Source organism: Vibrio splendidus (genome assembly GCF_001557875.1).
Classification (GTDB): Bacteria; Pseudomonadota; Gammaproteobacteria; order Enterobacterales; family Vibrionaceae; genus Vibrio; species Vibrio splendidus_F.
Window position 1 is genome coordinate 1 of sequence record NZ_LNRF01000014.1, and the last position, 13,580, is coordinate 13,580.

The 13,580-nt window shown below is 46.3% G+C and carries 15 protein-coding genes; 7 read left to right on the top strand and 8 right to left on the bottom strand.

What is annotated here, in order from left to right; all coding sequences use genetic code 11:
• Window positions 1-640 precede the first annotated feature (640 nt).
• Entirely contained in the window at window positions 641-1,186 is a 546-nt protein-coding gene (locus ATB74_RS21545; protein WP_060983493.1) for a gamma carbonic anhydrase family protein, read from the top strand.
• Here ATB74_RS21545 and ATB74_RS21550 read toward each other — a convergent pair.
• From ATB74_RS21550 to ATB74_RS21565, 4 genes are all read right to left on the bottom strand, one after another.
• Window positions 1,183-1,452, bottom strand: coding sequence for a DUF1488 domain-containing protein (locus ATB74_RS21550; protein WP_060983492.1), 270 nt, complete (start codon window positions 1,450-1,452; stop codon window positions 1,183-1,185). The genes ATB74_RS21545 and ATB74_RS21550 overlap by 4 nt on opposite strands.
• A 17-nt stretch (window positions 1,453-1,469) precedes the next feature.
• Entirely contained in the window at window positions 1,470-2,300 is an 831-nt protein-coding gene (gene aroE, locus ATB74_RS21555) for a shikimate dehydrogenase (RefSeq protein WP_060983491.1), read from the bottom strand.
• A gap of 76 nt (window positions 2,301-2,376) precedes the next feature.
• On the bottom strand, window positions 2,377-3,294 hold the full coding sequence (hemF, locus tag ATB74_RS21560) for an oxygen-dependent coproporphyrinogen oxidase (protein ID WP_061019708.1): 918 nt from the start codon (window positions 3,292-3,294) through the stop codon (window positions 2,377-2,379).
• Window positions 3,295-3,313: 19 nt separating this feature from the next.
• Complete coding sequence (locus tag ATB74_RS21565; RefSeq protein ID WP_060983489.1) at window positions 3,314-3,871, bottom strand: L-threonylcarbamoyladenylate synthase; 558 nt, start codon at window positions 3,869-3,871, stop codon at window positions 3,314-3,316.
• A gap of 195 nt (window positions 3,872-4,066) precedes the next feature.
• Between ATB74_RS21565 and purE the strand changes: the two genes are divergently transcribed.
• Window positions 4,067-4,552: a 5-(carboxyamino)imidazole ribonucleotide mutase gene (gene purE / locus ATB74_RS21570; protein ID WP_004735777.1), complete on the top strand. Its 486-nt coding sequence runs from the start codon at window positions 4,067-4,069 to the stop codon at window positions 4,550-4,552.
• A gap of 5 nt (window positions 4,553-4,557) precedes the next feature.
• The gene (locus ATB74_RS21575; RefSeq protein WP_061019709.1) at window positions 4,558-5,688 is read left to right on the top strand and encodes a 5-(carboxyamino)imidazole ribonucleotide synthase; all 1,131 of its coding nucleotides are present in this window, start codon (window positions 4,558-4,560) and stop codon (window positions 5,686-5,688) included.
• 105 nt (window positions 5,689-5,793) lie between these two features.
• On the opposite strand, the gene ATB74_RS21580 is transcribed toward ATB74_RS21575, so the two are convergent.
• The 4 genes from ATB74_RS21580 to ATB74_RS21595 are packed head-to-tail and all read right to left on the bottom strand — an operon-like array spanning window position 5,794 to window position 9,055.
• A complete protein-coding gene (locus ATB74_RS21580; protein WP_061019710.1) occupies window positions 5,794-6,363 on the bottom strand; it encodes a DNA topoisomerase family protein in 570 nt (189 codons plus the stop codon).
• A gap of 12 nt (window positions 6,364-6,375) precedes the next feature.
• Window positions 6,376-6,852 carry a DUF494 family protein gene (locus tag ATB74_RS21585; RefSeq protein WP_048657837.1) on the bottom strand — a complete coding sequence of 159 codons (477 nt, stop codon included), beginning with the start codon at window positions 6,850-6,852 and terminating at the stop codon, window positions 6,376-6,378.
• Window positions 6,853-6,854: 2 nt separating this feature from the next.
• Complete coding sequence (dprA, locus tag ATB74_RS21590; RefSeq protein WP_061019711.1) at window positions 6,855-7,967, bottom strand: DNA-processing protein DprA; 1,113 nt, start codon at window positions 7,965-7,967, stop codon at window positions 6,855-6,857.
• The gene (locus ATB74_RS21595; RefSeq protein WP_061019712.1) at window positions 7,964-9,055 is read right to left on the bottom strand and encodes a LysM peptidoglycan-binding domain-containing protein; all 1,092 of its coding nucleotides are present in this window, start codon (window positions 9,053-9,055) and stop codon (window positions 7,964-7,966) included. The genes dprA and ATB74_RS21595 overlap by 4 nt, the downstream gene beginning before the upstream one ends.
• Window positions 9,056-9,195: 140 nt before the next feature.
• Here ATB74_RS21595 and def point away from each other — a divergent pair, with 140 nt between their 5' ends.
• From def to trkA, 4 genes are all read left to right on the top strand, one after another.
• Window positions 9,196-9,708, top strand: coding sequence for a peptide deformylase (gene def / locus ATB74_RS21600; protein ID WP_048611208.1), 513 nt, complete (start codon window positions 9,196-9,198; stop codon window positions 9,706-9,708).
• Between the two features lie 37 nt (window positions 9,709-9,745).
• Window positions 9,746-10,693: a methionyl-tRNA formyltransferase gene (gene fmt, locus ATB74_RS21605; protein WP_061019713.1), complete on the top strand. Its 948-nt coding sequence runs from the start codon at window positions 9,746-9,748 to the stop codon at window positions 10,691-10,693.
• Between the two features lie 119 nt (window positions 10,694-10,812).
• The gene (gene rsmB / locus ATB74_RS21610; RefSeq protein ID WP_061019714.1) at window positions 10,813-12,093 is read left to right on the top strand and encodes a 16S rRNA (cytosine(967)-C(5))-methyltransferase RsmB; all 1,281 of its coding nucleotides are present in this window, start codon (window positions 10,813-10,815) and stop codon (window positions 12,091-12,093) included.
• Between the two features lie 109 nt (window positions 12,094-12,202).
• Window positions 12,203-13,579: a Trk system potassium transporter TrkA gene (gene trkA / locus ATB74_RS21615; RefSeq protein ID WP_004739332.1), complete on the top strand. Its 1,377-nt coding sequence runs from the start codon at window positions 12,203-12,205 to the stop codon at window positions 13,577-13,579.
• Window position 13,580 lies beyond the last annotated feature (1 nt).

The window sequence follows — 13,580 nt, forward strand, 5'->3', positions numbered from 1 at the left end:
AAGGATTGTTAGTGTCGTTTCCGCTCGACTTGCATGTGTTAGGCCTGCCGCCAGCGTTCAATCTGAGCCATGATCAAACTCTTCAATTTAAGATTTTGTGACTCAACGAATACTGACTTCAAAACTACTATGTAATTCTAAAGCTATTACCATCCCAACAGAATGATAATGAATTGACTGTGCCAAATAACCGAGGTTATTTGTATTGGTCACTCAGTTCATTGAAATCAATTTTGTTACCGAAGTAACTGTTACTACCTAAGTAATAACGTTTTGATATTCATCAACGAGTGCCCACACAGATTGATAGGTTTAAATTTTTAAAGAGCTTTTCCTTTTTGAGCTTCGCTCAAATCGGACGGCCATTTTAGCGATTTAAGTTTTAGTGTCAACCACTATTTTCAAAACTTTTTTCAAGCGCTTAGCTTGGCTAATTTGACCTGCTGATTCGTTTTGGTTTCCTAAGAAGCCATCCCGTGTCAGCGAGGTGGCATTATAGAGATTTCGATCACACTGGCAAGCCCTTTTTGAAGTTTTTCTTACTTTTTTGATTGTTCGAGCGTTTTTTGTTCAAAACACCCCATTTTCACTAGTATTCCCCTTAATTAAGGGCTTAAGGTGCCTATATAAAGGAGGATTTATGAGTTCAATACGCAGTTATAAAGGAATATCCCCCCAGATTGGGCAAGGTGTCTATATAGATACAAGTTCGGTACTGGTTGGTGATATCAAAATCGGTGATGACTCTAGTGTGTGGCCTTTGGTTGCAGCTCGAGGAGATGTGAACCACATTCATATTGGAGAGAGAACGAATATCCAAGACGGCAGTGTTTTGCACGTCACTCATAAGAATGCAGAAAACCCTGAGGGTTATCCTCTATTAATAGGCAATGATGTCACTATCGGGCATAAAGTAATGCTGCATGGCTGCACGATTGAAGATCGTGTACTGGTTGGTATGGGAGCGATCGTGTTGGATGGCGTGATTATCCAACAAGAAGTGATGATTGGTGCTGGTAGCTTAGTACCACCAAACAAGGTACTTGAAAGCGGTTATCTATATGTAGGAAGCCCAGTAAAACAAGCACGCCCATTAAATGATAAAGAACGTGCCTTTTTACAGAAGTCAGCTGACAACTATGTTCAGAATAAAAACGATTATCTAGACTCTGTACTTCCAGTCTAAAGCGCTTTGATCTGAATCCGATTAGAGGAGTCATACTCCTCTTCTTCTATTAACTCTTCCGCTAGCTCTTCAATATCGAAACGTAACTCTGAAAAGATAACTAAAGCTTGATCGCCTTCTTCTATATCTCTACCTGCCAATCGTGATAATTCTTCAATAGACATGACACATTCGATCAATGCACCCGACTGTTGTGCTGGGAAGGTGATTGTTCGGCTCTCTTCATCCCAATCTTGGATATCAGGAAATAGAATTGATTGATTCATTTTTTATAAATACCTCGTTACATCTCTAGGTTTTTACGTAATTCTCTTAAAATCTGTTTTGTTCCCGGGCGAAGGCCACGCCAAAGCATAAAGCTCTCTGCAGCCTGCCCCACTAACATACCCAAACCATCATAAGCAGCATGAACACCATTATCTAATGCCCATTGATTGAATACCGTAGTTCCCGATCCGTAAACCATGTCATAAACGGCACTATTAGAATTGAAAATAACGTCAGACACTTCAGGAAGCTGCCCACTTAGACCAGATGAGGTCGAGTTAATAATGACATCAAAGCCATCATTTACATCACTTAGCCCCATACCTTTGATATTTCCATGCGACGAAAACATCTCAGCCAATAGTTCTGCCTTTGAACTGGTTCGGTTAGCGATCACCAACTGTTGTGGCTTTTGGTCAAGAAGAGGTTGAATCACTCCTCTTGCAGCACCACCAGCGCCAAGAAGAAGAACACGTGCTCCTTTTAGCGTTACTTGATGTTGAAGCAGGTCTTGAACTAAACCCTCACCATCGGTGTTATCACCAATGATCTCTCCATCATCTAACTTCTTAAGGGTATTTACGGCACCGGCCAGTTCAGCTCTCTCAGTTAGGCGATTAGCAAACTGATAGGCATCTTCTTTAAAAGGCGCTGTGACATTACATCCTCGACCACCTTCACTGAAAAAGGCTTTGGCAGCAGTGATAAATTCACCATGCTCTGGCTGTAATGCTGTATAGGTAAGTTGTTGGCTGGTTTGGCGAGCAAATAATGTGTGAATGAATGGCGATTTGCTTTGCCCAATAGGGTTACCGAAAACGGCATAACGATCTACTTGCTGTGTCATATCCTTACCTAACAGAAATAATAAAAGGGTCATCTATATAGATGACCCTATCACTATCCCTATAAGGAAGGAAGAACTACCAAACTCGAGGTTTTAGGTAGTCGCTATAAAGCAGAGCTTCCGGTGAACCCGCTTGTGGTTCGTAGCGGTATTCCCAACGAGCCAATGGCGGCATCGACATCAATATAGACTCTGTGCGACCACCGCTTTGCAGACCAAATAGGGTGCCACGGTCATACACTAAGTTAAATTCAACATAGCGACCACGACGATAAAGTTGGAAATCACGCTCGCGCTCACCATAAGGCGTCTCTTTGCGTCGTTCTACAATTGGTAAGTATGCGGCTGCAAAACCTTCACCGACCGCCTGCATATAAGCAAAGCTCTTTTCAAAGCCCCACTCGTTAAGATCATCAAAGAACAACCCACCCACACCGCGTGTTTCGTCTCTATGTGGAAGATAGAAGTACTTATCACACCATTCTTTGTGCTCTTGATAAACATCATCACCAAATGGCGCACAAAGATCTTTGGCTGTTTGATGCCAAGATTGGCAGTCTTCGTCGACAGGATAAAATGGCGTTAAGTCAAAACCACCACCAAACCACCAAATTGGGTCTTCCCCTTCTTTTTCCGCAATGAAAAATCGAACGTTCGCGTGTGAGGTTGGGATATATGGGTTTTTAGGATGGATAACTAATGAAACCCCCATCGCCTCAAACTTGCGCCCGGCTAATTCGGGGCGATGAGCGGTGGCTGAGGCAGGCATTGCCTTACCCGCTACGTGAGAGAAGTTAACCCCACCTTGCTCAAATACCGCACCGTTGGTCATTACACGAGTTCGACCACCGCCACCAAGGCGCTCGCCAGGTTCACGCTGCCATGCATCTTCTTCAAACAGTGCTGCGCCATCAGCTTGTTCAAGCTGTTGGCAAATAGAATCTTGTAGGCTCAGTAAAAACTGCTTTACTGCTTCTTTATCAATTGCTGGCATCTTTCTTCCTCTGCAGAGTTTAACCCTGTCTTAATATTTTCGACGTTTTTGCATCTCTAATTTCGCTTGGCTTCTCACGACCACCCGTTTGACCTTCTAAAATAGCCACCAAATGTTGGCCAAGTTGCTGCTGAACTTCTTCAGTCGTCATACAAGGCGGCTCGCCGGTCAAGTTAGCACTGGTAGAGGTTAACGGCTTACCAAACTCATTACACATTCTTTGAACCAAAGGGTGATCAGTCACTCGTACCGCGATGGAATCAAACTGACCACTTACCCAGTCAGTAACTTTGCTGCTGGTTGGCATGATCCAAGTGACTGGACCTGGCCATGTCGCTTTCACTGTTGCCAACTGTTCTTCCGTCAATTGGCTTTCATCAATGTAAGGTAACAGTTGCTCGTAACTTGCCGCAATTAGGATCAAACCCTTTTCAACTGGGCGTTGTTTTAACTCGAGTAATTTCTGGATGGCATGTGGATTATCAGGATCACAACCGACCCCAAAAACGCCTTCAGTCGGGTAAGCAATGACTTCACCTTGTTGTAATGCCTGCAAAGTATGTTGAAAGTTATCCACGGGTTGCCTCATTAATTCAGTTATCTAACTCACTAAGTGTACAAATTATCATTCACTGTGACTAAAGCTATTTGTTTATAAAATGTATCAATTAACAACTTAGACTGACGCAAACGTTTTCCTTAAGCAATTTTACCCGTATAATGCGCGCAAAATATCTAATCACTAATTAAATCGTACCTGAAGGAGTTTGAGATGACTGTCGGTATTATCATGGGTTCTAAATCTGATTGGCCAACAATGAAGCTAGCTGCAGAAATGTTGGATCAGTTTGGCGTAGCGTACGAAACAAAAGTGGTTTCTGCTCACCGCACACCTCAGTTGCTTGCAGACTACGCAACCAGTGCGAAAGAGCGCGGTATTAAAGTGATTATTGCAGGTGCTGGCGGCGCAGCACACCTACCGGGCATGGCTGCTGCTTTCACAAGCGTACCAGTTTTGGGTGTTCCTGTTCAGTCTAAAGCACTGAAAGGTATGGATTCTCTGCTTTCTATCGTGCAGATGCCAAAAGGCATCGCGGTAGGTACTTTGGCTATCGGTGAAGCTGGCGCTGCCAATGCAGGCATCCTAGCCGCTCAAATCATTGGTACACACAATGAAGAAGTAATGGCAAAAGTAGAAGCGTTCCGCTCTGAGCAAACAGAAACGGTTCTGGCTAATCCAAACCCTGCAGAGGACTAATTCCCATGCATGTTCTTGTGTTAGGCGCGGGCCAACTTGCTCGCATGATGTCCCTAGCTGGGGCACCACTGAATATTGAAATTTCTGCTTTTGATGTTGGCAGCAAAAATATTGTTCACCCATTAACGCAAGCGATTCTAGGCAACGGCTTAGAAAATGCGATTGAGCGTGCGGACGTCATTACTGCTGAATTCGAACATATCCCTCACGATGTACTTGAGGTATGTGAGCGCAGCGGTAAGTTCTTACCGACAACAGAAGCAATCAAAGCCGGCGGTGACCGTCGCCTTGAAAAAACGCTGTTAGACGAAGCGAACGTGAAAAATGCTAAGTACTACGTGATTAACTCTCGCGAAGACTTTGATGCTGCGATCGCTCACGTTGGCTTACCAATGGTATTGAAGAGCACGCTTGGCGGCTACGATGGCAAAGGTCAATGGCGCTTAAAGACATTAGACAATGTTAACGCGACTTGGGCAGAAATGGCTGAGTGCATTGCTGCAACAGATAACCAAGCCATTGTGGCAGAAGAGTTTGTTCCATTTGACCGCGAAGTATCACTGGTTGGTGCTCGTGGTACCAATGGCGAGATACAAGTGTATCCACTGGCTGAAAATGTGCACACCGACGGCGTGTTGAGCTTATCAACAGCCATTGACAACATTGAACTGCAAGAGCAAGCAAAAACCATGTTCACTGCAGTAGCAGAGCGTTTGGACTACGTCGGCGTGCTAGCACTTGAGTTCTTTGATGTTCAAGGTTCACTGCTGGTTAATGAGATTGCACCACGTGTTCATAACTCAGGCCACTGGACACAGCAAGGCGCTGAAACTTGTCAGTTTGAGAACCATCTACGTGCCGTGTGTGGTATGCCACTAGGCAGCACCAAACTGATTCGCCCGACCGCAATGATCAACATTCTTGGTGAAGATACCCTACCTGAGGCTATTCTGGCTCTAGGTGGCTGTCATGTTCATTGGTATGGCAAAGAGAAGCGTGCAGGTCGTAAGATGGGCCACATTAACGTGAGTGCTGACTACAACGCAGAGCTACAAAGAGCATTGTGCTCATTGGCTGATATTCTTGATAAGCAAGCCTACCCTGCTGTGCATGAGTTTGCTGAACAGATGAAGTAAGCCTACATTGGTTTATTGATATAAAAAGTTTATTGGATATAGAAACGGCGCTCATTGAGCGCCGTTTTTTTATTTCTGGTCATTCACTTACTGCAATTAACATCACTACTGAGATTGAATGTGATGACACTTACGATCAGCACATTGCTTCTTAGTACCACTGGCCGTTTTCTTTTCCAGCAACAACGGGAACTGGCACTGTTCACAACGACCTATAACAGGTGGCTGATTAACGGCGAACTTACACTTAGGGTAGTTATCGCACGCATAGAAGGTTTTGCCGTAGCGAGATTTACGCTCAACCAAATGGCCTCGACCACACTCAGGGCAGGCAACAAGTGGCTGCTCTTCAGGTTGTTCTTTCGGTTGATCCAAAGATTCGATGTGATTACACGTTGGGTAACTACTACAACCAATGAACATGCCAAAGCGACCTTGCCTTAATACCAACTCGTTTTGGCATTTAGGGCACGGCACGCCCAGCTCTTTCACCACATGACCATCATTTTGATGAAGAGGCTTGATGTAATCACAGCTCGGATACTGCTTACAGCCTAAAAATGGGCCGTGCTTACCATGGCGAAGCTGAAGCTCCCCACCACACTGCGGACATGGTTCATGCTCTAACGCATTTTCATGTGCTGAAAAAAGCTGATTATCAATCTTACTACTCATGACAAGCCTGTATTAATGCAAGATACCTTGCTCTTTGGTGTACAACAGCTCTTCCATTTGCGTGTAAGCACTTTCATTACCCGGCACATTAAATAGCACCATTAAGATAATCCATTTCAGATCATCCAATTCAAATTCGTTGGTCTCAAGCCCCATCACACGATCAATCACCATTTCACGAATCTCTGTCGTGAGCACGTTGATCTGCTCAAGGAACAGTAAGAAACCTCGACACTCCATATTAATACGCGATACCTCTCGACTGGTGTAAACACGCATCGAAGTATTGGAGCACATAGTAATCGCCGCTTGGTTGTCGGTATCTTGCAGTGCAGCAAGATCTTCTAACCAATGGAGGGCCTTATAAATATCGTCTTGGTGAAACCCTGCTCGAAGAAGCTCATCTTCCAGCTCATCTTGATCCACCTGCAATTCAGAATCGCTATGGATGTAGGTTTCAAACAAGTACATCAGTATGTCCATCATCATAGCTAGCCTCTCCCCTTTCGAATATAGCCACCGGAAACTGCAACAACATGCCCTGAGAGCTCAAGCTCTAAAAGCTGCATCATGACCTCATGCACAGGTATATGGGTTCTCTGTGCCAAAATATCAACGGGTGTCGCCTCTAATCCTACGTTAGCTAACAGCTGTGGAAATGGCAATTGTTCATTTTCACTCTTGTTCGGCGTAGGCTCGAACAAACTGGGCTGCTGATCTATAGACCAGTCTAACAGACTCTTTATTTCAATTAGAACATCTTGAGCGCTCTGTACCAAACATGCCCCAGCTTTGATTAGACTGTTGCCCCCGCGACTGGTTGGGTTATGAATCGAACCTGGCAGTGCAAACACTTCGCGACCTTGCTCCATCGCATAGCGCGCCGTAATCAGAGAACCGCTTTTCTCAGCCGCCTCAACAACGAGAGTCCCCAAAGACAACCCACTTATAATACGGTTACGCCGAGGGAAATGTTCAGGTCGAGGCTTAGCGCTTGGGCGAAACTCTGAAATCAACGCACCATTCTCACAGATCCTCTCCGCGAGATTTCGGTGTCGTGCAGGGTAAATGGAGTCCAAGCCTGAGCCCAACACCGCAAAAGTTTCCCCTCCTTTATCTAAAGCTCCATCATGAGCGTAGCCATCAATACCGAGCGCTAAGCCACTGGTGACAATCAAGCCGTTTTGGACAAACTCTTTGGCAAAGGACTTCGCAGTTTGCAGCCCTTCGAGACTGGCGTTACGACTGCCGACCATAGCGATTTGAGGTTCAATCAGTTTTTCGACGTGTCCTTTAACGAAAAGAACACTGGGCGCAGAGGCAATCTCATTGAGGAGTTTGGGATAATGTGGGCAATTCGGGGTTATGATGTGATGGTTAGATTGTTTTGCTTGCCATGCTAAGCAAGCCTCTACTTCTCTTGGGGCTTGTTCTCTTAGATAAGATATCTGCTTAGCTGACAAACCAAGCGCTTGGAGTTGCTGACTTGAGTAGCCAACAATATTCGAAGGGGAATCGATACTCAGCAAGCGAGAAAGGCGTTTGCCACCCAATTGCGGAACAAAGCTTAGAGTTAGCCAAGCACTCAGTTGTTGCTCATTCACTCGATGCCCTTAACCTCTTCCGTCAAAGCAAGGTCCAAAGGCGATACAGCCAGAATGTCATTGCTAACCGGCTTAGAGCTTTGAGTGATCAACGCGAGGCTAAAATATTCATAAGGACGAATGACCATCAAGCTACCCAGCGAGGTACTTGGTAACTGAACTTTATCGCTCGCCGCCGACTCTTTATAGCTGTACTCACCTTGCTTACCAAACACGACTGCACCACTTTCACTGAGCGTAAACATAGAGCCTTGGCGAAGGTTATCCTGTGAACCTTTGTTGATAACAACCACCTGATTCTTCGCGCGGTACTGGCTCCCATCTAATGAGCCAAAGATATTAGCAAACTGACCCGCCGCACTAGGTGCAGGGTAAAACGTGGTTGAGAGATTGACCTGATCGACTCCAAGCTCCGGCAACACTAGATCGTTAAGCAGCACCTCTTGCAGCTGAGTCTCTATCTGCAAGCCACTGAACTCATCATCGACTTCTTTTAGACGCGCCGTTGCGACCAAACGTAGCGAGGTCATACTCACTTGGGGTTGTTGCCTTTGATAAGTCTCGACAGCACGGTAGATACCCCATTTTTGATGCTGTTGGTTGCCCGAGATAAACAATCGGTCCTCACCCGATAAGAAGCGTTTGCCATCGCTGGTTCCCAATACTCGTTGAGCCGATTGGATATCTTGCTGCTCAACCAAGCGATCAGATTGTAGATACGGCAGAACCAGTCCCTCATTGACGGTAGGCACCGCTTTCTTCTCCGAGACACGAATCTTAGGGCTCAGCTTGATAACCGGTTTAAGACTCAATACCGGCTCGCCATTAATCCAAACCAGCGACAATTTATCTCCGGGGTAAATAAGGTGAGGATTTTCTATCTCAGGGTTTACCTGCCATAACCTCGGCCACAGCCATGGGCTATCAAGATACATCGCGGAGATATCCCACAAAGTATCGCCCTTCACCACCACGTACGCCTCAGGTGCGCCCTGCTTTATGGTTAAGGGTTGAGCACTATTTTCAGCCGTAGCGGCGAACGAAAGAGAGGCACAAACAAGAGAAAAAATGGGAGAAAAATGACGCATGACCTAGGTTCCTTGGTCTGAATATATGACATCTGATTTGAGAATTACCTTCAGGATGCTGTCATTTGACCTCTAAAATGTCTAGAATTGAGCCAACAAGGTTTAAGCTGTTTCGGCACAGTTCAATATTTCGAGTGTATATGTCTGTATTACAAGTATTAACATTACCAGATGATCGTCTACGTACCGTGGCGAAACCGGTAAAAGAAGTTACCCCAGAGATTCAAAAGTTCGTTGATGACATGATTGAAACCATGTACGACGAAGAAGGTATCGGCCTTGCGGCAACGCAAGTGGATTTCCACCAGCGCATCGTTGTTATCGATATTTCAGAAACACGTGACGAACCTATGGTTCTAATCAACCCTGAAATTACCGACAAACGTGGCGAAGATGGTATCGAAGAAGGCTGTCTGTCTGTACCAGGCGCTCGAGCTCTAGTACCTCGCGCTGCAGAAGTAACGGTTAAAGCATTAGACCGTGACGGCAACGAATTCACATTCGACGCTGACGACCTTCTGGCTATCTGTGTTCAGCACGAACTTGACCACCTAGAAGGCAAGTTGTTTGTTGATTACCTATCGCCACTAAAGCGTAAACGTATCCAAGATAAGCTAGCGAAGATTAAACGTTTCAACGAGAAACAGGGTTAATCACCGCTGCTATTACTAAATTAGAAGGAAGCCTACCTTGAGTCAGTCTTTAAGAATTGTCTTCGCAGGTACTCCGGATTTCGCCGCCCGTCACTTGGCGGCGTTGTTGTCTTCGGAGCATGAAGTTATTGCTGTTTACACACAGCCAGATCGCCCAGCAGGCCGCGGTAAAAAACTCACTGCGAGCCCAGTAAAAAACATCGCACTTGAAAACAATATTCCGGTTTACCAACCAGAAAACTTCAAGTCAGATGAGGCTAAGCAAGAGCTAGCTGAATTGAACGCTGACATCATGGTTGTTGTCGCTTACGGCTTATTGCTTCCGCAGGTTGTATTAGATACACCTCGCTTAGGTTGTATCAACGTACACGGCTCTATCCTACCGCGCTGGCGTGGTGCAGCTCCGATTCAACGCTCTATTTGGGCGGGTGATAAAGAGACAGGCGTGACGATCATGCAGATGGATATCGGCCTAGATACTGGCGACATGCTAAGTATCGCAACACTGCCTATCGAAGCGACAGATACCAGCGCATCAATGTACGAAAAGTTAGCGGGCCTTGGCCCTGATGCGCTTGTTGAATGTTTAGCGGACATCGCTTCTGGCAAAGCGGTTGCAGAGAAGCAAGACGATGAGCTTGCTAACTACGCGAAGAAGCTAAGCAAAGAAGAAGCGCGTATCAACTGGAGTGATGAAGCTGTGCATATTGAGCGCTGCGTTCGTGCCTTCAACCCATGGCCAATGAGCCACTTTGAAGCTGCTGAGAACAGTATTAAAGTATGGCAAAGCCGTGTGGCAGAGCAAACTTCTGATAAGCCTGCAGGTACCATTCTGCAAGCGGATAAAACTGGTATCTATGTAGCGACAGGACAAGGCGTACTTGTTCTTGAACAACTACAAGTTCCAGGCAAAAAAGCCATGTCAGTTCAGGATATCTTGAACTCACGTGCAAGCTGGTTTGAAGTTGGCACTCAACTTTCTTAACCACTTTAAAGCTACTCACTGTGTACTTAAAAACGTGTAGCTTATAAAAACACTGTTTAGAAAACCTTTACGAGGGCAGAGATGTCCTCATGTATTCAAATAAATATTCGGTATCCCTCATGAATGTTCGCGCTGCTGCTGCAAATGTCCTATTCCAAGTTGTCGATAAAGGCCACTCTCTTTCACACGCTCTCCCTGCGGCTCAAAAAACGATCCGTCCGCGAGACCATGCTCTACTGCAAGAGATTTGCTACGGCGCACTTCGTTACCTGCCTCGTTTAGAGTCAATCGCTAACGAACTGATGGAAAACCCGCTAAAAGGTAAAAAGCGTGTATTCCACCACCTAATCTTGGTGGGCATTTACCAACTAAGCTTCATGCGTATCCCTTCGCATGCCGCGGTTGCTGAAACGGTTGAGGGTACTAAAACACTACGCGGCCCAAGCCTTAGTGGTTTGATCAACGCAGTGCTACGTAGCTATCTACGTGACCAAGAAGAACTAGACGAGAAAGCCGTTAGCCACAATGCAGGCAAATACGGCCACCCAAGTTGGATTCTAAAAATGCTTCAAGAGAGCTACCCAGAACAATGGGAGCAACTGGTTGAAGCAAACAACAGCAAGGCACCAATGTGGCTGCGCGTTAACCGCCAACACCACACACGTGACGAGTATGTTGAACTGCTTAAAAACGAAAACATTGAATACACATTGCACCCTGAAGCAGCCGATGCCATAAAATTAGCGGCACCTTGTGATGTAACTTTGCTTCCTGGCTTCGACAGAGGTTGGGTATCTGTGCAAGACGCTGCTGCTCAGCTTTCGGTTGATTACCTAACACCAAAAAATGGTGAGCTGATCCTAGATTGCTGTGCTGCGCCAGGTGGTAAAACGGCACACATTCTTGAGCATACCAACGATACTGAAGTGGTTGCGATTGACTGCGACATTAAACGCCTAGACCGTGTTTACGATAACCTTGAGCGCCTACAATTGCGTGCCGACGTAATTTGTGGCGATGCTCGTTACCCTGAAGAGTGGTGGATGGGTGATAAGTTCGACCGTATTCTGCTTGATGCACCTTGTTCAGCGACCGGCGTAATTCGCCGTCACCCTGACATCAAGTGGCTACGTCGTGCATCTGACATTGATGCACTGGCTGAACTGCAAAGCGAGATTATGGATGCAATGTGGCGTCAGCTGAAAGAAGGCGGCACTATGGTTTATGCGACATGTTCTATCACGCCGCAAGAAAACGTGCTGCAAGTGAAAGCGTTCCTAGCACGTACAGAGAACGCAACGCTGGTTGGGTCTGATATCGAAAATCCGGGTCGTCAAATACTGCCTGGGGAAGAAGATATGGATGGCTTCTACTACGCAGTTCTAGTAAAACAGGCATAACAACTAACAGCGGCTAAGAATTTATTTCTTAGCCGCTGTTTCTTTCTAGTGCATTATCAAAACAAAGTTAGATAACTAGAATTACCACGGTAAAGAAAAGAGAAAGGCTATGAAGATCATTATCCTAGGTGCTGGACAAGTTGGCGGCACCCTTGCTGAAAACCTGGTTGGTGAAAACAACGACATCACCATTGTCGACCGTAATGCTGACCGACTTCGTGAACTTCAGGATAAGTACGACCTTAGGGTTGTAAACGGTTATGCCAGCCACCCAAACACACTACGTGAGGCGGGTGCGCAAGATGCCGACATGTTGGTTGCTGTAACCAACATGGATGAAACCAACATGGCTGCATGTCAGGTTGCCTTCTCTCTTTTCAACACACCAAACCGAATTGCCCGTATTCGTTCTCCAGAATATCTGGAAGAGAAAGAAGCGCTATTCAAATCTGGCGCTATCCCCGTCGATCACCTGATCGCACCGGAAGAACTGGTGACCAGCTACATTGAGCGTTTGATCCAATACCCAGGCGCACTACAAGTGGTGAGCTTTGCAGAACAGAAAGTCAGCCTAGTGGCGGTAAAAGCTTACTACGGTGGTCCACTGGTTGGTAATGCCCTGTCTGCTTTGCGTGAGCACATGCCGCACATCGATACGCGTGTGGCGGCTATCTTCCGTCAAGGTCGCCCTATTCGCCCGCAAGGCACCACCATCATTGAAGCCGATGATGAAGTGTTCTTCGTAGCGGCAAGTAACCACATCCGCTCAGTCATGAGTGAGCTACAACGCCTAGAAAAACCGTACCGCCGCATCATGATTGTTGGTGGTGGTAACATCGGTGCAAGCCTAGCGAAACGCCTTGAGCAGAGCTACAGCATCAAGCTTATCGAACGCAGCTACACGCGTGCAGAGAAGCTGTCTGAAGAATTAGAAAACACCATCGTATTCTGTGGTGACGCCGCAGACCAAGAGCTGCTAACCGAAGAGAATATCGATCAAGTTGATGTATTCATTGCCCTAACCAATGAAGATGAAACCAACATCATGTCAGCAATGCTGGCTAAGCGCATGGGTGCCAAGAAGGTAATGGTACTGATTCAGCGCGGTGCTTATGTCGACCTTGTACAAGGTGGCGTGATTGATATTGCAATCTCCCCACAACAGGCGACCATTTCTGCGCTACTTACTCACGTTCGTCGTGCTGATATTGTTAACGTATCCTCTCTACGTCGCGGCGCTGCTGAGGCAATCGAAGCCATTGCCCACGGTGACGAAACCACATCGAAAGTCGTTGGCCGAGCGATTGGCGATATCAAACTACCACCGGGCACCACCATTGGTGCCATTGTTCGCGGAGAAGAAGTACTTATCGCGCACGATAGAACCGTAATCGAACAGGATGACCACGTAGTGATGTTCCTAGTGGACAAGAAATACGTACCTGATGTTGAGTCTCTATTCCAACCGAGCCCGTTCTTCTTATAGC